At 52.6% G+C, this 23,978-nt stretch carries 17 protein-coding genes; 15 read left to right on the forward strand and 2 right to left on the reverse strand.

Features of this window, described 5'->3' with window-relative positions:
- Entirely contained in the window at window positions 1–1,242 is a 1,242-nt protein-coding gene (locus NQ492_RS05710) for an MFS transporter (protein WP_015547178.1), read from the reverse strand.
- Window positions 1,243–1,463: 221 nt separating this feature from the next.
- Complete coding sequence (locus tag NQ492_RS05715; RefSeq protein ID WP_009597316.1) at window positions 1,464–2,039, reverse strand: RNA polymerase sigma-70 factor; 576 nt, start codon at window positions 2,037–2,039, stop codon at window positions 1,464–1,466.
- A 180-nt stretch (window positions 2,040–2,219) separates the two neighbouring features.
- On the opposite strand from NQ492_RS05715, the gene NQ492_RS05720 reads away from it, so the two are divergent.
- The 15 genes from NQ492_RS05720 to mobC all read left to right on the forward strand — a co-directional run bounded on the left by NQ492_RS05720 (window position 2,220) and on the right by mobC (window position 23,970).
- On the forward strand, window positions 2,220–3,185 hold the full coding sequence (locus NQ492_RS05720; RefSeq protein WP_009597307.1) for a FecR family protein: 966 nt from the start codon (window positions 2,220–2,222) through the stop codon (window positions 3,183–3,185).
- A gap of 182 nt (window positions 3,186–3,367) precedes the next feature.
- Window positions 3,368–6,697: a TonB-dependent receptor gene (locus NQ492_RS05725; RefSeq protein WP_217729879.1), complete on the forward strand. Its 3,330-nt coding sequence runs from the start codon at window positions 3,368–3,370 to the stop codon at window positions 6,695–6,697.
- A 12-nt stretch (window positions 6,698–6,709) separates the two neighbouring features.
- Window positions 6,710–8,284, forward strand: coding sequence for a SusD/RagB family nutrient-binding outer membrane lipoprotein (locus NQ492_RS05730; protein WP_087401857.1), 1,575 nt, complete (start codon window positions 6,710–6,712; stop codon window positions 8,282–8,284).
- 5 nt (window positions 8,285–8,289) lie between these two features.
- Window positions 8,290–9,198, forward strand: a complete 909-nt coding sequence (locus tag NQ492_RS05735) for a glycoside hydrolase family 18 (RefSeq protein ID WP_009597308.1) — start codon at window positions 8,290–8,292, stop codon at window positions 9,196–9,198.
- 8 nt (window positions 9,199–9,206) lie between these two features.
- Window positions 9,207–10,562 (forward strand): DUF1735 and LamG domain-containing protein, encoded by a 1,356-nt coding sequence (locus NQ492_RS05740; RefSeq protein WP_009597311.1) that lies wholly within the window; start codon window positions 9,207–9,209, stop codon window positions 10,560–10,562.
- Between the two features lie 2 nt (window positions 10,563–10,564).
- Window positions 10,565–12,166 (forward strand): BT_3987 domain-containing protein, encoded by a 1,602-nt coding sequence (locus NQ492_RS05745; RefSeq protein WP_009597309.1) that lies wholly within the window; start codon window positions 10,565–10,567, stop codon window positions 12,164–12,166.
- 92 nt (window positions 12,167–12,258) lie between these two features.
- On the forward strand, window positions 12,259–13,260 hold the full coding sequence (locus NQ492_RS05750; RefSeq protein ID WP_009597312.1) for a glycoside hydrolase family 18 protein: 1,002 nt from the start codon (window positions 12,259–12,261) through the stop codon (window positions 13,258–13,260).
- A gap of 540 nt (window positions 13,261–13,800) precedes the next feature.
- Complete coding sequence (locus NQ492_RS05755; protein WP_259874125.1) at window positions 13,801–14,919, forward strand: SusD/RagB family nutrient-binding outer membrane lipoprotein; 1,119 nt, start codon at window positions 13,801–13,803, stop codon at window positions 14,917–14,919.
- A gap of 5 nt (window positions 14,920–14,924) precedes the next feature.
- Window positions 14,925–15,833, forward strand: a complete 909-nt coding sequence (locus NQ492_RS05760; protein WP_009597308.1) for a glycoside hydrolase family 18 — start codon at window positions 14,925–14,927, stop codon at window positions 15,831–15,833.
- An 8-nt stretch (window positions 15,834–15,841) separates the two neighbouring features.
- Entirely contained in the window at window positions 15,842–17,197 is a 1,356-nt protein-coding gene (locus tag NQ492_RS05765) for a DUF1735 and LamG domain-containing protein (RefSeq protein ID WP_009597311.1), read from the forward strand.
- A gap of 2 nt (window positions 17,198–17,199) precedes the next feature.
- Window positions 17,200–18,801, forward strand: coding sequence for a BT_3987 domain-containing protein (locus NQ492_RS05770; protein WP_009597309.1), 1,602 nt, complete (start codon window positions 17,200–17,202; stop codon window positions 18,799–18,801).
- Window positions 18,802–18,893: 92 nt separating this feature from the next.
- Complete coding sequence (locus NQ492_RS05775) at window positions 18,894–19,895, forward strand: glycoside hydrolase family 18 protein (protein ID WP_009597312.1); 1,002 nt, start codon at window positions 18,894–18,896, stop codon at window positions 19,893–19,895.
- Window positions 19,896–20,464: 569 nt separating this feature from the next.
- Window positions 20,465–21,070 (forward strand): hypothetical protein, encoded by a 606-nt coding sequence (locus tag NQ492_RS05780; protein ID WP_009597318.1) that lies wholly within the window; start codon window positions 20,465–20,467, stop codon window positions 21,068–21,070.
- Window positions 21,071–21,177: 107 nt separating this feature from the next.
- Window positions 21,178–21,786, forward strand: a complete 609-nt coding sequence (locus NQ492_RS05785) for an RteC domain-containing protein (RefSeq protein ID WP_015547175.1) — start codon at window positions 21,178–21,180, stop codon at window positions 21,784–21,786.
- Between the two features lie 147 nt (window positions 21,787–21,933).
- Window positions 21,934–23,970 (forward strand): conjugal transfer protein MobC, encoded by a 2,037-nt coding sequence (gene mobC, locus NQ492_RS05790; RefSeq protein ID WP_130066022.1) that lies wholly within the window; start codon window positions 21,934–21,936, stop codon window positions 23,968–23,970.
- Window positions 23,971–23,978 lie beyond the last annotated feature (8 nt).

A 23,978-nucleotide genomic window follows, 5' to 3' on the forward strand; every position in this document is an offset into this window, starting at 1 on the left:
TTATTTGTCATTTGGTTTGTCGTCATAGGTAAAGGGTACGAACCACGTCACCAGAAATGCCGGAACCGTGGCCAACATAACTGCGAGGAAGAACATGCCGTAACCCAAGGCATCGCTCAGGTAACCCGAAACGGCGCCCGTGAGCATCACCGAAAGGTTCATGATACCCGAAGCGAAGGCGTAGTGCGCCATCTGGTGACGCCCCGGGGCAACCTGCTGCATCATAAACAGCGTAAGGCCCACGAATCCGAACCCGTAGCCGAAGTATTCCAGCACGATGCCCCCGCCCACGATCCACATCGACTGAGGCTGCAGCCATGCCAGCAGCGCATAGACCGCGAACGGGATATTAAAGATACAGCATAATATGAAAAGAGTGCGTCGCAGGCCCCGGTGTGCGATATAGTAGCCCGCCAGCAGCGAACCCAAAAGAAAAGCCCCGGCACCGAATGTCCCGTAGTAAAGGCCGATCTGCTGGTTCGTGAGGCCCAGACCGCCCGAAGCCGTATCGGCTTTGAGGAACAACGGCACGATCTTCATCACGAAGCCCTCGCCCAGACGATAGAGGATGATGAATCCGAGGTAGTACCAGATATGCTTTTTCTGGAAGAAGGCCCCGACGACCTCTTTCAGGCCCGAAAGGCCATCCCGCAGCGAATGCCGTTCGGCAGCGCCGCCCCCGGCGGGAAGCGCCCGGACATGGTAGACGCCCAGCAGGACGAGCAGGCCGCAAAGAATGGCAAGCACCACCGTCCACGAACGTACGTAGGCGTCGAATGTTGCTGCACCCACGGCGCTGAAGCCTTCGTAGAGAAAACCTGCGAACCACACCAGGCCGCCCGTGGCGACCAGTTTCGCAAGGTTGTAGAACGCACCCTGCCAGCCGATATACTTCGCCTGATCCTGCGTCGTGAGTTCCGACATGTAGACGCCGTCGGCCGCGATGTCGTGCGTGGCGCCGCTGAACGCAACGACGGCAAAGACGGCGATCGTAACGGCGAAGAACGACGGTAGGTGAAGCGACAGAGCAGCAAGGCCGAACAATATGCCGCTTAGGAGCTGCGTCGTGACGACGAAGAATTTTTTGGTACGGAAAATTTCCAAGAAGGGGCTCCACAGGAATTTGATCGTCCACGGCCACATGATAAGCGATGTCCAGAACGCGATTTGTGCGTCCGAGATCCCCAGATCCTTGAACAGAACCGCAGAGACCATGTTCAGAACCACAAACGGAAGGCCCATCGCAAAGTACAAACTCGGAACCCAACGGAGAGGAGAAAGCGATTGTCGGGAGTTTTGAGTAAGTTGATTCATTTTGTATACTATATATTAGATCCGACAAAACAATGCCATCTAATATATAGTTCCACAACTCAATAAGATTCCCTCTCCTAAAGCTCTTTTTTTGATTTTTTCTTAAAATTAGAAACGAGAAAAATTTGACCCAAGAACAGATCAGCCGATTATATTTCAGAATATACTATCAATAGCAATAAGAGCAAATAATCCTTCAAAGACAAGCGTAATTTCATTGCCGCCTGTTGTAATTCCCTATCTACTTTTTTGAGGTTGATGCATAGCATGTCAGCAATCTCTTTGTAACTTTTTCCCTCCAGTTTATGAGCTATGAATACCTGTTTGGTCAATTCCGGCATTTGTTCCAGTTGTTTGCGGCATATCTCGATGATTTCCCGCTGGAATAATTCGTTCGGATTGCAACTTTCGATCGTGCGGGTATAAAAATCCATCACTCCGCGCTCCTTCATCAGGATTTTCTCATACACGGCTTTCCCCGTATATCTATCCCGACGATATTTCAGACAGCGTTTTTTTACGACACCGAAAAGATAGGCCTCTATGCTCGTAAACTGTACAGTTTCCCGGTTCTCCCAAATTGTCATGAAACTGTCATGGACAATATCTTCTGCCGTATTTGCATCATGTACAAGGCTATATGCCACAGCATATAGTTTTCGCTGGTATAGGCGAAATAACTTGTCGAACGACTGCTGGGTCAGTATGATAGTATCCGGTTTCATTCCAAGAACAAAGATAAGAAAAAATTAAAAAGATTATAATGCAAAAAAAATATTTACCCATATAATTGACCTGCAACAGGTTAATTTAATAAAAAAAATTATTTGCAAAAAAACGCATTTTAGAGGAGGGAATCTTATTGAGTTGTGGAACTATATAAATAGATGCGATATTATGACAGAATGGAAAAAAAGGTTACAGATGCAATGTTATTCCGTTTCTTCGCAGAGCAAACGACTTTGGAAGAAACCGATATGATTTCGGCTTGGCTGAACGAAGATCCGGAAAAGAATCAGAAAGTTCTCGATAAAGCATATAATTTGTATGTATTGGGCATAATGTGTGCACCTAATCCGGAGGCGGGTATAAATAATTCACGCTCTTTCCTACGTTTCGGATGGCCGAAAGTGCTGCGTTATGCCGGAGTTGCTGCCGCCATTTTACTGCTCGGAATTGCTGTCGACCATGTGCTTTTGAGTCAACGCATGAACCGGTGGTTACAACAGCAAACGACTGTCGAGGTTCCGGCAGGGCAGCATATTCGCCTAACGTTGGGGGATGGCTCCATCGTGGAACTTAATGCGCAGAGCCGCATCGTTTATCCTGCGATTTTCCCAAAAGGGGAGCGGCGTGTCCAGTTGAGTGGAGAGGCCATATTCAATGTCGCCCATAACTCTGAATGCCCGTTCATCGTGGAAACTTTTGCCTGTGATGTAGAAGTATTGGGTACGCATTTCGATGTAATCGCCAACCAAGCGGAGAATCGTTTTTCAACAGCTCTGTTTAGCGGCCGGGTTGCCGTGACGAATAAAAAAAACGGAGAATCCGTCATTCTGCAGCCCAACGATATCGTCAATCTTCGAGATGGAGGGTTTCAAATCCAAGAACTTGAAGATAAAGACGATTATCTGTGGATGGATGGTATTATTTCAGTGTACGGAATGCCGTTTGAGCAGCTGATGAGCAAGTTGGAGCGTAGTTATAACGTGAAGATAGAGATTCGGCGCGAAACCATGCCCGTCGTAAAATACAAAAGTTTGAAAATCCGTGTTTCGGACGGTATAGACCACGCTTTGCATATGCTACAACTCGCCTCGGATTTCACCTTTGAACACGATGCTGTTACCGATGTAATCATCATTAAATAGTCCATCCAATTATTAACTTATCTCAAATTCTTTAGATGCCTATGATGTAAACCACGAACTATCAACTCTGAACATTTGCTTCCTGATATGAAAAACCGATGAGTGGGCGAACACTCACCGGCGTATAGTTCAATCAGGAATATTAACCAATTCCCAACCATTGAACCAAACTTGACAAATGTATGAATAAAAAGATTATTCAGCAAATCTGCCTGTCTTTTCTTTTAGTTCTTACGCTCGTCTGTATCCCTGTTACTGGGGTGCAGGCACAGACGCAGAAGGTTTCCATCAAGATGGAAAACGTGCGTATGAAGCAGGTAATGAATGAGATTGAAAGACAGACAAAATTTCTTTTCGGAATCAATGATGATGTAGATGTTAACAGGCTCGTTACGGTAAATGTGACGAACCAATCCTTGCAAGCAGCCCTCGACCAAATGGTCAAAGGGACGGACATCACCTATCAGATCAGTAGTTCCAACATCATTCTCTCAAAAAAACAGGCAAAGCTCCCTGTTGACATTTCCGGAACTATCCGCGATATCAATGGCTCCCCGATCGTCGGAGCGACCATTGTTATCCGGGGCACCTCAATCGGCATCAGCAGCGGTTCCGATGGCTCTTTCTCGCTTCAGATACCCCCCCCCGCTGCCTCCCGGCAATTGGAAGTCAGCTATTTGGGCTATGAGACTCTGGTGGTCGATGTGGGTAACCGTACTGCTTTCGACCTTACGCTTCAGGAGTCGTCCGCCGAGATCGAACAAGTCGTGGTCACTGCTCTTGGTATTAAGCGTTCGGAAAAGGCCGTAGCCTACAATGTTCAGCAGATCAAGGCCGAAGACATCACAACCGTCAAGGATGCCAACTTCATCAACTCGTTGACGGGTAAAGTGGCCGGTGTCACGATCAACGCCTCATCGTCAGGTGTCGGCGGTGCCTCGAAGGTCGTACTGCGCGGCAACAAGTCCATTTCGCAGTCTTCGAACGCCCTTTACGTTATCGACGGCATTCCGATGTACAACTTCGGTGGTGGTGGCGGTACGGAGTTCGATTCGCGCGGTGCTACGGAATCCATCGCAGACCTCAACCCCGAGGATATTGAGTCGATGTCGGTGCTGACGGGCGCCGCAGCTGCGGCTCTCTACGGTTCGGAAGCCGCGAACGGAGCCGTGATGATTACGACGAAGAAGGGGCAGGCTGGAGCGCTGAAGGTTACGCTTTCGAGCAATACGGAATTCCTGAATCCTTTCGTGCTGCCCGAGTTCCAGAATCGCTACGGCACGGGCCTGAACGGCACCCGCAGCGGCTCGGGGATTTACAGCTGGGGCGAGAAGCTGCTCCCGGCGGCCCGCTACGGTTATACGCCGAACGACTATTTCGAGACGGGGCATGTCTATACCAACGCCGTTACGGTTTCGGGCGGTACGGATAAGAACCAGACCTATTTTTCGGCAGCTTCGGTCAACTCGGACGGAATCATCCCCAACAACGAGTACGACCGTTACAATTTCACGTTCCGCAACACTTCGTACTTTCTGAAAGACCGGCTCAAGCTCGATGCGAGCGCCAGCTACATCTATCAGAAAGACCAGAACATGACCAATCAGGGAGTCTATTCGAACCCGCTGGTTCCGGCCTACCTGTTCCCGCGGGGTGAGAATTTCGACCTTTACCGTCGCTTCGAGCGTTACAACGAAGGGACGAAACTCATGGAGCAATTCTGGAGTGCGGATATGGAAGGCGGTGATTTGCGCATGCAGAATCCCTACTGGATCAACTACCGCAACCTGCGCAATACGGACAAGAAGCGTTATATGCTGTCGTTCTCGGCCAGCTACGACATTCTTCCGTGGCTTAATGTTGCCGGACGTGTCCGCATTGATAATTCGAATTCGCTCTACACGCAAAAACTCTATGCCTCGTCGAACACCACGATTACGGAAGGCGGCAAAAACGGCCACTATACCGAAGCCCGTGCTTACGACACGCAGACCTACGCCGATCTGATGGTAAACATTAACAAGACTTTCGGCGAGGATTGGTCTCTGAACGCGAATATCGGCGCCTCGATCAACAATATCAAGACCGATGAGTTGTCATACCGTGGGCCGATTCAGGAGAACGGACTTCCCAACATATTCAATGTTTTCGATCTGGATGACACGAAAAAACGTGCCGAAAAGGTCGGCTGGCACGACCAGACGCAGTCGATTTTCGCCTCGGTCGAAGTAGGTTGGAAACAGATGCTTTACCTCACGGTGACGGGGCGTAACGACTGGGCTTCGCAACTGGCCAATTCGCCCGAGTCGTCGTTCTTCTACCCGTCGGTGGGCCTTTCGTGGGTTCCGACGGCGACATTCAACATGCCGGATGCGATCAGCTATCTGAAGATCCGCGGTTCGATCGCCTCGGTAGGTATGCCGTTCCCGCGTCACCTGACGGTTCCGACCTACGAATACGACGCCACGAACAAGGTGTGGAAAGACAAGACGCACTATCCCATCGGCGACCTGAAACCCGAGCGCACCATCACCTACGAGGTGGGTCTGGATGCCCGTCTGTGGCAACACATCAATCTTTCGGCTTCGTGGTACCGGGCCGATACGAAAAATCAGACCTTCGACCCGTCGCTGCCGCCCTCGTCGTCCTATACGACCATCTACCTGCAAACCGGCCATGTCCGCAATACGGGTGTCGAACTCTCGCTCGGGTACGATAACCAATGGCGTGACTTTCGCTGGACGACGAACTTCACTTATTCGTGGAACAAGAACGAAATCCGCGAACTTGCGGCTAATGCCGTAAACCCCGTGACGGGCGAATCTCTGAATCTCACCAAGCTCGACATCAAGGGATTAGGCAAGGCGAAATATATTCTTAAAGAAGGCGGTACGTTGGGAGACCTTTATACGACGTCCAATCTGCGGTATAATGAAAACGGCTATGTCGAAGTGGACAATGCCGGTAACTTACAGGTTACCGATGAGGGTGAGGATATCTATTTAGGTTCGGTGTTCCCGGATGCCAATCTCGCATGGCGTAACGATTTCAGTTGGAAGGGCATCAATCTCGGCGTGCTGTTCACAGCCCGTCTGGGCGGTGTCTGCTACTCCGCGACGCAGGCCAATTTGGATCTGTACGGCGTTTCGGAGGCTTCGGCCGCTGCACGTGATGCCGGCGGCGTGCTGATTAACGGCCGTGAGATGGTTGATGCGCAGAAGTGGTACCAAGCCATCGGCTCGCAGTCCGGTCTGCCGCAATATTATCTCTATTCGGCGACGAACGTCCGTTTGCAAGAGCTTTCGCTGGGTTACACCCTGCCGACAAAATGGTTCCGCGACAAGATGCGCATGACCGTCTCGTTCGTAGGGCGTAACCTGTGGATGATCTACTGCAAGGCGCCGTTCGACCCCGAAGCCGTCGCCTCGACGGGACTGAACTATCAGGGCATCGACTATTTCATGATGCCTTCGATGCGCAGTCTCGGTTTCAATGTCAAATTCCAATTCTAAAGCGCAGAAACTATGAGAAAGATCAATATGAGCTGGCAGTCGGTGTTGCTGTCGGTCGCGCTGCTCGGATTGGCTGCCTGCACCGGTGATTTCGAGGACATCAACCGCAATCCCAATCAGGTTACGGAAGAACAGATGGATGCCCTCAATTACAAGACCGGCACGAAATTCAAGTCGCTGCAGAGTCTTGTGATTCCCGTGCAGGAGCACATGTACCAGTTCAACGAATCGCTTTCGGGCGGGCCGTTCGGCGGTTACATCGGTGCTACGGTCGATACATGGCAGACCAAGTTCGAGACCTATAATCCCTCGGCCGACTGGCGCAAATGGCCTTTCGCCAACGTCATCACCGAGACCTATACCCCCTATAAGGGCATCGTCAACGGCACGGAAGACGAAGTGGCCATCGCTTTCGCCCGCCTGTTGCGAGTGGCCATCATGCACCGTGTGACGGACTCCTACGGTCCGATTCCCTATTCGAAGCTGGAGAGCAACGAGTCTGTCTATGTGGAGTACGATTCGCAGGAGGCGGTCTATACGAAGATGTTCGAGGAGCTGGACGAGGCTATCGAGATACTGGGCCGCAACACGACGCTCCCGGCCGAAGCGTGGAGCCGCTACGACGGCGTCTACTACGGCAATATCGCGCAGTGGCTCAAATATGCCAATTCGCTCAAGTTGCGCATGGCCATGCGTTTGTCGTATGTGAAGTCCGACGTCGCCCGTGCGAAGGCCGCCGAGGCTATTGCCGGGGGTGTTATCGAGGCTAATGCCGACAATGCGGCGATGCACGCCGCGGAGAACCGCACGACGCTCATCTACAACGACTGGGGCGACCACCGTGTCGGAGCCGACATCCTCTGCTACATGAACGGCTACAAAGACCCGCGTATGGAGAAGATGTTCCTTGCGAACGATGTCGGCGACTATGTGGGTATCCGTATCGGCATCGATGTGACGAGCAAGTCGCAGGCCGTGTCGAAGTATTCGAATATGATCGTTGCGAGCGATACGCCCTACCTATGGTTCAATGCCGCCGAGGCAACGTTCCTGCGTGCGGAATATGAATTGCGCTGGGGCTCGGAAGAAACGGCACGGTCACTCTACGAAGCAGCCGTAAGGCTTTCGTTCGAGGAGCGCGGTGCCAGCGGCGCCGACGCCTATCTGGCCCAGACTGACGTCAAGCCCGCGCCCTACACCGATCCTGTCGGCAACTACAGCGCGATGGCCCAGAGCGACATCGGGATTCCGTGGGTCGACGGAGCCGAGAACTTCGAACGCAACCTTGAACGCATCATCGTGCAGAAATGGATCGCCATCTTCCCGCTGGGCGTCGAGGCGTGGTCGGAGCACCGCCGCACGGGCTATCCGAAACTGCTGCCCGTGCCCACCGACAAGTCGGGCGGCACGGTGGACGTAGCGCAGGGTGCACGACGCCTGCCTTACCCCGTCGAGGAGTACCAGCAGAACAACGCCAACCTTCAGTTGGCCATCCAGACGCTCGATGGCGAGCAGCAGAACGGCAACCGCACGGGCGACGTCATGGGAACCCGTGTATGGTGGGATTGCAAATCTTATAACAACTAACAGCTATGAAACAGAACTTTATATTCACGCTGCTGGCGCTGTTTTCGATGCTGTCGCTCGTCTCGTGCAGCGACTGGACGGAAACGGAGGCACTCGACAGTACGGTCAAAAAGCCTTGGGAGCAAGATCCTGCCCTATGGGCCGAGTACACCGCGACATTGAGGGCCTACAAGCAGTCGGAGCATTTCATCGTCTATGCCCGCATGCACAATTCTCCCGAGAAAGCGACCGGAGAGCAGGACTTCATGCGCTGCCTTCCGGATTCGCTGGACATCGTGACGCTGACCAACGCCGACAACTTCTCGAAATTCGACGCCGAGGACATGTCCGTCATGCACGAGAAAGGCACGAAGGTGCTCTATCAGATCGACTATGCCGCTCGTGCGGAGGAATTCGCCGATGCGGCGGCGCTCGACGCCTACTTGGATAAGGTCGTCGTTGCCGTCGCTGCCAATGGCATGGACGGCTACTCGTTCACGACCGACCCGTTGGCTGCGGATGCCACGGCTCGCATTATTGATAGGCTTGCCACGGCCAGAACTGACGGTCAGCTCCTCGTTTTCGAGGGTAATCCCCTGTCGCTCGCTGCCACCGACCGTGCAAAGATGGATTACGTCATCCTCGATACGGAGAAACTCGAAAATGTTTTGGATGTGAGACTCCATGCCCTGCACGCTGTTAACTATGCCGGCATCGAGGCCAATCGGCTGCTGCTGACCGCCGAAATCAATGCGGCGCTGTTCGATGAAGACCGCACCGAGCACGCCGCCGTCGACGAAATGTCGCGCCGCGTCGTCGAACTCGGGCCTTATGCGGGGCTTGCGGCTTACAATATTGCCGAAGATTACTACCATTCCGAGATGAACTACCAAACCATCCGGCAGGCGATACAAACGTTGAACCCCTCTAAATAAAGACAGTCATGAACATGAAAAAGATACTAATGGCGGTTCTCGTTTCGCTTGTGGCTTTCACGGCCTGCGAGAACTACGGCGATGACAATCACAAGTTCGACAATGTCGTATACCTCGACGTCGCTTCGACGAGCGACGCACAGCTCACGACCTTCAGCAACACCCGGGCTACCTACGATTGCGCGTTGCAGGCGGTACTGACATATCCGGCAGGACAGGATGTGGCGGTGACGCTCACGGTCGACCCGTCGCTCGTCGGGACGTACAATGCCCGTTACGGTACGGAGTGGACGATGCTCGATTCAAAATATTATTCTTTGCTGTCCGAAACTGTGACCATTCCGGCAGGGAAGACGACCTCCGATGCTGTCACGCTGCGCCTCCGTGAACTCACCGGAGAAGGAGATGAGCAGACCGGAGCTTTGCCAATCGACGAAACCTATCTGGTTCCAGTACGCATCGGTAGCGCATCGATCGATGTGTTGCACGGCTCCGACGTGGCTTACTACGTCGTCAAACGCTCCTCGGCCATCACCGTCGCGGCACAACTTACGGACAACTGGATCGAGTTCCCGACCCTCGATAAGTATTCCGAAAGCAGCAAGGATTGGAACGGCCTGCGGGCTGTGACCTACGAGGCCCTGATTTACATCGACGAATTCGTGAAAACCAATACTGAAGGCAATCCCGTCAACATCTCGTCCGTCATGGGCGTCGAGCAGTACCTGCTGCTGCGTATCGGCGACACGAATTTCGAGCGCGAACAGTTGCAGTTCGACGGTTCGGGCAGTGGCTCGGGCTTCGGCAAGATTCCCGGACGCGACGCGATGAAGCATCTCGAAACGGGGCGCTGGTACCATGTGGCCTGCACCTACGACCAGAATACCCGCACGGCCCGCATCTACGTCGACGGGCAGATTCAGAGCGAAGTCACGGGCGTGGGCATCACGACGCAGAACGATAAGAACTGCATCAACTTGGCCATGCGGGCGCTCTACGACCTGTGGAACACCGCTCCCGAGGGCGACAAGGCCCAGTACGAAGAACTGGGGTACGATGGCCTGAGCGAGGCCTATCAGTTCTTCATCGGCCGCTCCTACGACGACTATCGGCCTCTGAACGGCAAGATCGCCGAGGCGCGTGTATGGTCTGTGGCCCGCACGCTGGAACAGATTTGGGAAAATATGTATGAAATCGAAAACCCGGAGAACGATTCGACGCTACTCGGATACTGGAAATTCAACGAGGGGTCTGGCAATACCGTAAAGGACTATTCGATGTACGGCAACGACGGCGTCGCCAAATACGACATCATCTGGCCGCAGGGCATCGAGATTCCGAAACTTAACGAAAACAACGAGTAACTATGAAGACGATTTTTGATTTGCAAACAGGGGTGGTAACGCTTCTCTGCACGGCGGCACTCGCGGGCCTTACGGCCTGCGAGGCCGATCCCGTGATGCAGGAAAGCGGGAAGTTGCCCGACAAAGGTTCCATCGAAGAGGTTCATGTGATGTTGTGCAGCAGCAATTCCGTGGAAAATAGGGTCGATGTGCTGCTGACCGAAGGAGGGGTTATGACGAAGAACTTCTACTTGAGGCAGACACAGCCGGCGGCAGCGGGATATTCGCTCGACGCATGGTGCGATGCATCTTTGCTCAATGACTACGATGCCGGAGATGAAATCGAACGAACGCTGCTGCCGGAGGCGAATTACGAGTTCCCCGACGGCAAGACGCTCGACCTCTCGGCCGCAACGCAGCGTTCGGAATTGAAACGTATCAAGTTCTCGGCAAGCGGACTTGCCGCCGGGGAATATGTACTACCGCTTACGGTCGCTGCACAGGACGCACCGGACGCGGACAAGACGCTTTACTACAACGTTTCGGTTCGCCAACCCTACACCGACGAATACACCCTGCACGACGGCCACGACCTGTTCTTCGTGTTCTATGTCAATACGAACGATTTTCAGCCGCTGTTGGCGCAGGACTACATCATGCGGAAGAAAGTGGCACGCGGCACGACCGTGGCGTGGTACGGTACCGTAGGCAACATCGTCAACCTGCGCACTGTCCAGGTCGGCTACGATGCTGCAGCCGGCCGCGCCCTGCTTGATCTCGGAACCGACATGACTTATGTGCTCAGCCAATCGACGAAATATATCCGTCCGTTGCAGGAACACGGACGCAAGGTATGTATCAGTATCGAAGGCGGAGGCAAGGGGCTCGGGTTCTGCAACCTCACCGATGCTCAAATCGAAGACTTCGCAGCGCAGGTCAAGACCGTTATCGAACAATACGAACTCGACGGTGTAAACCTCTGGGATCGAAATTCCGGCTACGGCAAGGAGGGTATGCCGGCCGTGAACACGACCTCCTATCCGAAGCTCATCAAGGCATTGCGCGAGGCACTTGGCACGGAAAAATTACTGACGGTCACGGTTTACGAGGAGCCGACCGCTACTTTCTGGGATACGGAAGCGACGGGCGGAATCGCCGTCGGCGATTACATTGACTACGCATGGTCGGGTTACAACAGCAACAGCGAGGCCCCGCAGCTGCTCGACCCGTGGCATCCCGAACTGGAGTATGTATCCACCTATACGCAAAAGCCGATTGCCAATCTGCCCAAGGATCGGTACGGCTGCATCAACTTTCCCATCTATCCTGCTGCCCAAACGGAAGAAGAGGCCATGATGCGGGAGCCTAGATTCCTTTTAGATTGGACTCCTAATTATAAGCCTAACAACATCATCGTCTTCGACGATTTGCACAGCAATCTCCAGGACAGTTACGAAGCTTTTTGGGACAATACGTTTGCAGCGTGTTGCACTTTTATGGATCCAGAAAACAGCTATTTGCTCGGAAGCAAAAAAGGATACACCTATCTGTTGGATATGAACAGACTCTGGACATTATCCGAGGGTATTCAGAATTACGGCAAATGGCTGAAAGATTGGAATTGATAAAAACGGTCGACAAAATACACCTATGTTCTTCCATTTTATCCTCTCACAGCTCTTTAACCGGAGCAAAAACAATTAAAATTCAAATCAAAATGAAACAAAACTTCAAATTATTCGCAACACTGGCAGCCAGTGCAGCGATGATGATCTCCTGCCAGCAGGCAGAAGAACCGACGATGGACAAGGCCCAGGAACCTGTCGTCAAAACACGTGCTTACGGGGACAAAACTCCGAAGGTCACCATTTATGTCGAGACCAACGACGTGAACCCGCTTAATGCCGGCGACTACCTGCTCTCCGACGGTTCGGCCTATGCCGATATCGTGGAGTTCTTCGCCGCCAATCTCAACAAGGAGACGGTCAACGGAGTAGTGCGTCCGACCCTCTATCTGAACGACAAGATGACCAACCTGCTCGAAAACGGCGGTGCTGCCACCTATGTAGCCGGTCTGCAGGCTAAGGGCATCAAAGTCGTGCTCACCATCCTGCCTAACTGGCAGAATATCGACTTCACGAGTCTCAATGACACGCAGGCCGATCAGCTTGCAACGATTCTCGCCTATGCCGTAAATAAGTACGGACTCGACGGTATCGGATTCGACAACGAGTACGGCGGCACGGTGACCTCCGTTTCCGGTTCGTATGGCAACCTGATCACCAAACTGCGCGCCAAGCTGCCCGCCGGCAAGTTGATTACCCTCTTCCAGTACAATATCGGCTACAATCAGATCAACGCGACAGCCGGAGCCAAGCTCGACCATGTCTATTCCAACTTCGGTTACAACACGTATATCAGCACTTCCGGCGTAACCAAGGAGCGCTATGCACCGTTGTCGATCAATCTGGGTTCCATCGGTAGCAATGTATCTTATTATGGGGATAGAGCCTATGATTTGACCGAGGCCGGTTACGGTGGAATCATGCACTTCAACCTGCGTACGAGAACCGATTCCGATCCGCTGTCGCTGTTCAATTCCATTGCCGATGGAGCTTGGGAGGAAACCGTTACTTGCGAGAATGGTAACCGCCCGCAGGACTGGACGTTCGTCAGCAGCGGTTATACCATCACCTACGACGAGGCTACGGCCGAATAACTCCTCTGAGATGTATTTTGTTGACCTGTTTAGAATCGGTTGAGCATCTGTAAGCGCCCCGATTTTGACCCGCACATCTTTTGAGGTGTGCGGGTGTTTTTAACTTTCGGATAAAAAAGCCGTTCGAAGAATATTCGAACGGCAATAAGAAAATATCCGGATGTAAATGTTGACCGATTCAGAATGTGAGCATCTGTAAGTCTTTTTGTATTGAAAAATTCACTTTTAATGAATCGTAACCGGTATTTTCTTTATGAAACGCATAAATTATAAATTTATTGTGGCAAAATCAAACTTCTCGGTTAAACCATAAATGAAATAGCATAAAATAAAAGCACGGACTTAACCTATTGACACCTGAGGAATGCTACAACCCGATGAACAGATAGGAGAAGCCCGTGCTGTTTTTTGCACGATTTCCCCTATCATCCCGTCCATCTTGTCTTTGTAGCATTTTCAGGTGTCGATGACAGGATTCGACAGCTATTCGCCGTTTGGCAAAGATAAGAAAATTATCCTACAGATACAATCTACGGTCCGATTCCCTATTCGAAGCTGGAGAGCAACGAGTCTGTCTATGTGGAGTACGATTCGCAGGAGGCGGTCTATACGAAGATGTTCGAGGAGCTGGACGAGGCTATCGAGATACTGGGCCGCAACACGACGCTCCCGGCCGAAGCGTGGAGCCGCTACGACGGCGTCTACTACGGCAATATCGCGCAGTGGCTCAAATATGCCAATTCGCTCAAGTTGCGCATGGCCATGCGTTTGTCGTATGTGAAGTCCGACGTCGCCCGTGCGAAGGCCGCCGAGGCTATTGCCGGGGGTGTTATCGAGGCTAATGCCGACAATGCGGCGATGCACGCCGCGGAGAACCGCACGACGCTCATCTACAACGACTGGGGCGACCACCGTGTCGGAGCCGACATCCTCTGCTACATGAACGGCTACAAAGACCCGCGTATGGAGAAGATGTTCCTTGCGAACGATGTCGGCGACTATGTGGGTATCCGTATCGGCATCGATGTGACGAGCAAGTCGCAGGCCGTGTCGAAGTATTCGAATATGATCGTTGCGAGCGATACGCCCTACCTATGGTTCAATGCCGCCGAGGCAACGTTCCTGCGTGCGGAATATGAATTGCGCTGGGGCTCGGAAGAAACGGCACGGTCACTCTACGAAGCAGCCGTAAGGCTTTCGTTCGAGGAGCGCGGTGCCAGCGGCGCCGACGCCTATCTGGCCCAGACTGACGTCAAGCCCGCGCCCTACACCGATCCTGTCGGCAACTACAGCGCGATGGCCCAGAGCGACATCGGGATTCCGTGGGTCGACGGAGCCGAGAACTTCGAACGCAACCTTGAACGCATCATCGTGCAGAAATGGATCGCCATCTTCCCGCTGGGCGTCGAGGCGTGGTCGGAGCACCGCCGCACGGGCTATCCGAAACTGCTGCCCGTGCCCACCGACAAGTCGGGCGGCACGGTGGACGTAGCGCAGGGTGCACGACGCCTGCCTTACCCCGTCGAGGAGTACCAGCAGAACAACGCCAACCTTCAGTTGGCCATCCAGACGCTCGATGGCGAGCAGCAGAACGGCAACCGCACGGGCGACGTCATGGGAACCCGTGTATGGTGGGATTGCAAATCTTATAACAACTAACAGCTATGAAACAGAACTTTATATTCACGCTGCTGGCGCTGTTTTCGATGCTGTCGCTCGTCTCGTGCAGCGACTGGACGGAAACGGAGGCACTCGACAGTACGGTCAAAAAGCCTTGGGAGCAAGATCCTGCCCTATGGGCCGAGTACACCGCGACATTGAGGGCCTACAAGCAGTCGGAGCATTTCATCGTCTATGCCCGCATGCACAATTCTCCCGAGAAAGCGACCGGAGAGCAGGACTTCATGCGCTGCCTTCCGGATTCGCTGGACATCGTGACGCTGACCAACGCCGACAACTTCTCGAAATTCGACGCCGAGGACATGTCCGTCATGCACGAGAAAGGCACGAAGGTGCTCTATCAGATCGACTATGCCGCTCGTGCGGAGGAATTCGCCGATGCGGCGGCGCTCGACGCCTACTTGGATAAGGTCGTCGTTGCCGTCGCTGCCAATGGCATGGACGGCTACTCGTTCACGACCGACCCGTTGGCTGCGGATGCCACGGCTCGCATTATTGATAGGCTTGCCACGGCCAGAACTGACGGTCAGCTCCTCGTTTTCGAGGGTAATCCCCTGTCGCTCGCTGCCACCGACCGTGCAAAGATGGATTACGTCATCCTCGATACGGAGAAACTCGAAAATGTTTTGGATGTGAGACTCCATGCCCTGCACGCTGTTAACTATGCCGGCATCGAGGCCAATCGGCTGCTGCTGACCGCCGAAATCAATGCGGCGCTGTTCGATGAAGACCGCACCGAGCACGCCGCCGTCGACGAAATGTCGCGCCGCGTCGTCGAACTCGGGCCTTATGCGGGGCTTGCGGCTTACAATATTGCCGAAGATTACTACCATTCCGAGATGAACTACCAAACCATCCGGCAGGCGATACAAACGTTGAACCCCTCTAAATAAAGACAGTCATGAACATGAAAAAGATACTAATGGCGGTTCTCGTTTCGCTTGTGGCTTTCACGGCCTGCGAGAACTACGGCGATGACAATCACAAGTTCGACAATGTCGTATACCTCGACGTCGCTTCGACGAGCGACGCACAGCTCACGACCTTCAGCAACACCCGGGCTACCTACGATTGCGCGTTGCAGGCGGTACTGACATATCCGGCAGGACAGGATGTGGCGGTGACGCTCACGGTCGACCCGTCGCTCGTCGGGACGTACAATGCCCGTTACGGTACGGAGTGGACGATGCTCGATTCAAAATATTATTCTTTGCTGTCCGAAACTGTGACCATTCCGGCAGGGAAGACGACCTCCGATGCTGTCACGCTGCGCCTCCGTGAACTCACCGGAGAAGGAGATGAGCAGACCGGAGCTTTGCCAATCGACGAAACCTATCTGGTTCCAGTACGCATCGGTAGCGCATCGATCGATGTGTTGCACGGCTCCGACGTGGCTTACTACGTCGTCAAACGCTCCTCGGCCATCACCGTCGCGGCACAACTTACGGACAACTGGATCGAGTTCCCGACCCTCGATAAGTATTCCGAAAGCAGCAAGGATTGGAACGGCCTGCGGGCTGTGACCTACGAGGCCCTGATTTACATCGACGAATTCGTGAAAACCAATACTGAAGGCAATCCCGTCAACATCTCGTCCGTCATGGGCGTCGAGCAGTACCTGCTGCTGCGTATCGGCGACACGAATTTCGAGCGCGAACAGTTGCAGTTCGACGGTTCGGGCAGTGGCTCGGGCTTCGGCAAGATTCCCGGACGCGACGCGATGAAGCATCTCGAAACGGGGCGCTGGTACCATGTGGCCTGCACCTACGACCAGAATACCCGCACGGCCCGCATCTACGTCGACGGGCAGATTCAGAGCGAAGTCACGGGCGTGGGCATCACGACGCAGAACGATAAGAACTGCATCAACTTGGCCATGCGGGCGCTCTACGACCTGTGGAACACCGCTCCCGAGGGCGACAAGGCCCAGTACGAAGAACTGGGGTACGATGGCCTGAGCGAGGCCTATCAGTTCTTCATCGGCCGCTCCTACGACGACTATCGGCCTCTGAACGGCAAGATCGCCGAGGCGCGTGTATGGTCTGTGGCCCGCACGCTGGAACAGATTTGGGAAAATATGTATGAAATCGAAAACCCGGAGAACGATTCGACGCTACTCGGATACTGGAAATTCAACGAGGGGTCTGGCAATACCGTAAAGGACTATTCGATGTACGGCAACGACGGCGTCGCCAAATACGACATCATCTGGCCGCAGGGCATCGAGATTCCGAAACTTAACGAAAACAACGAGTAACTATGAAGACGATTTTTGATTTGCAAACAGGGGTGGTAACGCTTCTCTGCACGGCGGCACTCGCGGGCCTTACGGCCTGCGAGGCCGATCCCGTGATGCAGGAAAGCGGGAAGTTGCCCGACAAAGGTTCCATCGAAGAGGTTCATGTGATGTTGTGCAGCAGCAATTCCGTGGAAAATAGGGTCGATGTGCTGCTGACCGAAGGAGGGGTTATGACGAAGAACTTCTACTTGAGGCAGACACAGCCGGCGGCAGCGGGATATTCGCTCGACGCATGGTGCGATGCATCTTTGCTCAATGACTACGATGCCGGAGATGAAATCGAACGAACGCTGCTGCCGGAGGCGAATTACGAGTTCCCCGACGGCAAGACGCTCGACCTCTCGGCCGCAACGCAGCGTTCGGAATTGAAACGTATCAAGTTCTCGGCAAGCGGACTTGCCGCCGGGGAATATGTACTACCGCTTACGGTCGCTGCACAGGACGCACCGGACGCGGACAAGACGCTTTACTACAACGTTTCGGTTCGCCAACCCTACACCGACGAATACACCCTGCACGACGGCCACGACCTGTTCTTCGTGTTCTATGTCAATACGAACGATTTTCAGCCGCTGTTGGCGCAGGACTACATCATGCGGAAGAAAGTGGCACGCGGCACGACCGTGGCGTGGTACGGTACCGTAGGCAACATCGTCAACCTGCGCACTGTCCAGGTCGGCTACGATGCTGCAGCCGGCCGCGCCCTGCTTGATCTCGGAACCGACATGACTTATGTGCTCAGCCAATCGACGAAATATATCCGTCCGTTGCAGGAACACGGACGCAAGGTATGTATCAGTATCGAAGGCGGAGGCAAGGGGCTCGGGTTCTGCAACCTCACCGATGCTCAAATCGAAGACTTCGCAGCGCAGGTCAAGACCGTTATCGAACAATACGAACTCGACGGTGTAAACCTCTGGGATCGAAATTCCGGCTACGGCAAGGAGGGTATGCCGGCCGTGAACACGACCTCCTATCCGAAGCTCATCAAGGCATTGCGCGAGGCACTTGGCACGGAAAAATTACTGACGGTCACGGTTTACGAGGAGCCGACCGCTACTTTCTGGGATACGGAAGCGACGGGCGGAATCGCCGTCGGCGATTACATTGACTACGCATGGTCGGGTTACAACAGCAACAGCGAGGCCCCGCAGCTGCTCGACCCGTGGCATCCCGAACTGGAGTATGTATCCACCTATACGCAAAAGCCGATTGCCAATCTGCCCAAGGATCGGTACGGCTGCATCAACTTTCCCATCTATCCTGCTGCCCAAACGGAAGAAGAGGCCATGATGCGGGAGCCTAGATTCCTTTTAGATTGGACTCCTAATTATAAGCCTAACAACATCATCGTCTTCGACGATTTGCACAGCAATCTCCAGGACAGTTACGAAGCTTTTTGGGACAATACGTTTGCAGCGTGTTGCACTTTTATGGATCCAGAAAACAGCTATTTGCTCGGAAGCAAAAAAGGATACACCTATCTGTTGGATATGAACAGACTCTGGACATTATCCGAGGGTATTCAGAATTACGGCAAATGGCTGAAAGATTGGAATTGATAAAAACGGTCGACAAAATACACCTATGTTCTTCCATTTTATCCTCTCACAGCTCTTTAACCGGAGCAAAAACAATTAAAATTCAAATCAAAATGAAACAAAACTTCAAATTATTCGCAACACTGGCAGCCAGTGCAGCGATGATGATCTCCTGCCAGCAGGCAGAAGAACCGACGATGGACAAGGCCCAGGAACCTGTCGTCAAAACACGTGCTTACGGGGACAAAACTCCGAAGGTCACCATTTATGTCGAGACCAACGACGTGAACCCGCTTAATGCCGGCGACTACCTGCTCTCCGACGGTTCGGCCTATGCCGATATCGTGGAGTTCTTCGCCGCCAATCTCAACAAGGAGACGGTCAACGGAGTAGTGCGTCCGACCCTCTATCTGAACGACAAGATGACCAACCTGCTCGAAAACGGCGGTGCTGCCACCTATGTAGCCGGTCTGCAGGCTAAGGGCATCAAAGTCGTGCTCACCATCCTGCCTAACTGGCAGAATATCGACTTCACGAGTCTCAATGACACGCAGGCCGATCAGCTTGCAACGATTCTCGCCTATGCCGTAAATAAGTACGGACTCGACGGTATCGGATTCGACAACGAGTACGGCGGCACGGTGACCTCCGTTTCCGGTTCGTATGGCAACCTGATCACCAAACTGCGCGCCAAGCTGCCCGCCGGCAAGTTGATTACCCTCTTCCAGTACAATATCGGCTACAATCAGATCAACGCGACAGCCGGAGCCAAGCTCGACCATGTCTATTCCAACTTCGGTTACAACACGTATATCAGCACTTCCGGCGTAACCAAGGAGCGCTATGCACCGTTGTCGATCAATCTGGGTTCCATCGGTAGCAATGTATCTTATTATGGGGATAGAGCCTATGATTTGACCGAGGCCGGTTACGGTGGAATCATGCACTTCAACCTGCGTACGAGAACCGATTCCGATCCGCTGTCGCTGTTCAATTCCATTGCCGATGGAGCTTGGGAGGAAACCGTTACTTGCGAGAATGGTAACCGCCCGCAGGACTGGACGTTCGTCAGCAGCGGTTATACCATCACCTACGACGAGGCTACGGCCGAATAACTCCTCTGAGATGTATTTTGTTGACCTGTTTAGAATCGGTTGAGCATCTGTAAGCGCCCCGATTTTGACCCGCACATCTTTTGAGGTGTGCGGGTGTTTTTAACTTTCGGATAAAAAAGCCGTTCGAAGAATATTCGAACGGCAATAAGAAAATATCCGGATGTAAATGTTGACCGATTCAGAATGTGAGCATCTGTAAGTCTTTTTGTATTGAAAAATTCACTTTTAATGAATCGTAACCGGTATTTTCTTTATGAAACGCATAAATTATAAATTTATTGTGGCAAAATCAAACTTCTCGGTTAAACCATAAATGAAATAGCATAAAATAAAAGCACGGACTTAACCTATTGACACCTGAGGAATGCTACAACCCGATGAACAGATAGGAGAAGCCCGTGCTGTTTTTTGCACGATTTCCCCTATCATCCCGTCCATCTTGTCTTTGTAGCATTTTCAGGTGTCGATGACAGGATTCGACAGCTATTCGCCGTTTGGCAAAGATAAGAAAATTATCCTACAGATACAATATATGCAATTTAATTCATTGTAATAAACGACAAATATAGATGGACAAATTGTTGCATACATCTTTGTTCAGAGCCATCTTAAAATCATTGAATCGAAAAGTTGTTTCTGAAAAAAGGCTGCAAACTTACTTTTTGAAATTTGCCCGCCTCATTACAGCACTTTGCGATGACACAGATTGTCTGTCGGCATTACATACGTTAAATTATACGCAAATCCAGTTTCGATTTCTGCTTTCTCGAATTCATGAACCGTCCGTTTCGCTTCCGCCATATATACACCGGGTTGTCGACATGACTCTCGAATTTATCTGCTTGGAAAAAGAGTTGTTATATCATCGTATTGAACACCCGCGATCTTTCATATCTGAACCTGCATTTACTTCACCGCTCCATTGGTCCAAACACTATCCTGCGATCAGCGTTTCGGAAATCCTTTGCGGACTCGATCGGATGACTCCACCTCCTTTCGTGCTGGCAGATGGTTCGACAGCTCCATTCAATTTGGTTGTTCGGGTCTTCGAGAATACATTGCATGTTAAACTCGGCGATCCGACTGATGTCAAACGCCGTGTTCTGGAACGCAAGAAAGATCGCACAAAATTTACCGATGCACTGCTTTATTCCTTGAATAAGGAAGATGAATGATTTTTTTCGATTTTTTATATCCGGGCGGATATCCGGACATGTAATTGGGTATCCTGAAAATTCCTATTTTTGCAAAGCAAACCAACCAATTCTGTGTAAGTCGAATTATGGAAAACTTGGACAAAAGCCAATTTATCGTCCTGCTCGAAACATCTCTCAACCGACGATTACTGTCCCCTGAGCAGAAGACTCTCGACGCTGCCTATGAAGATTACATCGACCTGCTGCACGGTCTTACTGTTCAATCCTGTAAATCGTCCCTCGACCTGCTGCACGAACTTGCCCGCCTCCAATCCTGCCTGATGCGGTTGCAGGAGCGAATTGTCGAAAAGGAATCTCCGCAAGTGTTGTTGCTCAAATCGGCGCTTCTATTGACGAATTTCGAGATCCGTTTAGTCTTTACCCGGGTTCGTTATCCGTCCATCGCCGCCCCGGTGTCGGTCGAAGTCCCCAAGTCGCCGCTGTTCCTCTCCGAGCAATTCACACCTACGGATATCATGGAGCTTGCTACGGCCCTGCAACTCTCCGGAGCCATACGCCGCATCGACGGCACACGGATCGATCTGGCGACACTTGTCGATGTGCTTTCCGGAACTTTCAACGTCCGTATCAACAACCCGGAGCAGTGCCGCCATACGCTCATCAACCGAAAGTTGCGTCTGACGCATTTTCTCGACATCCTGCGCAACAATCTGATTGCCTACAGCCAGCGATAGGCAGTCTGTTTTTATTCAGCATCACGCTCCGGGGATTCATCTCTCGGAGCGTTCTTTATGCGGTGCGGACAGTGACGGACTGGAGCGGACATGGGTACCTGTTTTTCTGCCGGAGATGTATCTTCGGGACTTTTAATATTCTCTGCCATGCAACAGGAAGATGATTTGAAAGCCCTTGAAAATATCGTGCAGTTCGCCCGCGGGCTGGGCGTGTTTTTTTTGGTGCTGCACGTGTATTGGTATTGCTACGAATGGCTCTCGTCATGCGGCCTGACCTACGGTTATGCCGACCGTCTCCTGCTCGATATCCAGCGGACAACTCTTCTTTTCTCCTCTCCCGTCATTACGAAACTCTGCGCCTTTCTGTTCCTCGCGCTTGGCTGCTACGGCACGAAGAGCGTCCGCAACGGCAGGGTCGACAGGCGGCATATCGTCGCTGCCGCCTGCCTCGGCTTCCCGCTGTTCTTTCTGAACGGCTTTCTGCTGTCGCTGCCCGCTGGGATCGGCTTCCAGGGCTGGAGCTACACGCTGACCCTTGGTGCGGGCTACCTCAGCCTGCTGGCCGCCGGCGTGTGGCTGCGGCGTCTTCTGAAACAGCCCCTTGCCGACGACCCGTTCAATGACCGCAATGAAAATTTCCTTCAGGAAGAACGTTATCTCAACAACGAATATTCAGTGAATCTTTCCACCCGTTACCGCTATAAAGGAGCATGGCGCGAGGGATGGATCAATGTCATCAACCCGTTCCGTGCGACGCTAATCCTCGGAACTCCCGGTTCGGGTAAGAGCTACGCGGTCTTAAATAACTATATCAAACAGCATATCGAGAAGGGATTCTCGATGCTCATCTATGATTATAAGTTCGACGATTTGACGCGCATCGCCTATAACCACTTGCTCCGGCATCTGGACAAATACACCGTCAAACCGAGATTCTGCATCATCAACTTCGACGATCCCCGCCGCTCGAACCGCTGCAATCCCATCGACGCCCGCTTCATGGACGATATCTCGGATGCCTACGAAAGCGCCTACGTCACGCTTTTGAACCTCAATAAGACGTGGGTGGACAAGCAGGGTGACTTCTTCACCGATTCGGCCGTCATTCTGCTGGCGGCGATCATCTGGTACCTGAAAATCTATGACAACGGACATTATTGTACCTTCCCGCACGCCATCGAGTTTCTGTGCCAACCTCTCGAAAAGATTTTCCCGATTCTTTCATCTTATCCCGAACTGGAAAACTACCTCTCACCCTTTATGGATGCGTGGAAAAGCAATGCGCAGGATCAGTTGCAGGGACAGGTGGCATCGGTGAAAATCCCGCTCTCGCGTATGATCTCTCCGCAGCTCTATTGGGTGCTTACGGGCAATGACTTTACACTCGACATCAATAACCCTGAGGAGCCGAAAATCCTCTGCATGGGCAACAACCCCGACCGGCAGAGCATCTACGGCGCGGCGCTGGGACTCTATAATTCGCGCCTTATCCGGCTTATCAATAAAAAGGGGAAATTGAAATCGTCGCTTATCATCGACGAACTACCGACGATTTATATCCGGGGGCTGGATAACCTCATAGCCACGGCCCGCTCGAACAAGGTCTCCGTCTGTCTGGGATTTCAGGACTTTTCGCAGTTGGAGCGCGACTACGGGGAGAAAGAGGCCAAGGTCATCACTAATACTGTGGGCAATATCTTCTCGGGACAGGTCGTGGGCGACACGGCCCGCACCTTGTCGGAGCGTTTCGGCAAGATCGTGCAACTGCGCGAGTCGCACTCGGTATCGAACGAGAACGTCACCACCTCGACCAATACGCAGTTGGAAACACTGATCCCTGCCTCGAAAATCTCCAACCTCACGCAGGGCATGTTCGTCGGCTCGGTCGCCGACAACTTCGACGAGCGTATCGAGCAGAAGATCTTCCATGCCGAGATCGTCATCGACAACGATAAGGTCAAGGCGGAAACAGCAGCCTATGTCCCCATTCCCGAAATATCCTCTTTTGTCGGTGAGGACGGCAAGGATCACATGGAGGAGATCGTCAAAGAGAATTATTACCGTGTCAAAGCCGACGTTGCGGAGCTTGTCCGCCGGGAGATCGCACGTATCGAAGCCGATCCGGATCTCGCGAAACTTTTACCCAAGAAAAAACTGTCCCGTCCTGAAAAAGGTTTACAGTGATTGATAAT

It is taken from the genome of Alistipes shahii WAL 8301, from assembly GCF_025145845.1.
GTDB classification, from domain to species: domain Bacteria; phylum Bacteroidota; class Bacteroidia; order Bacteroidales; family Rikenellaceae; genus Alistipes; species Alistipes shahii.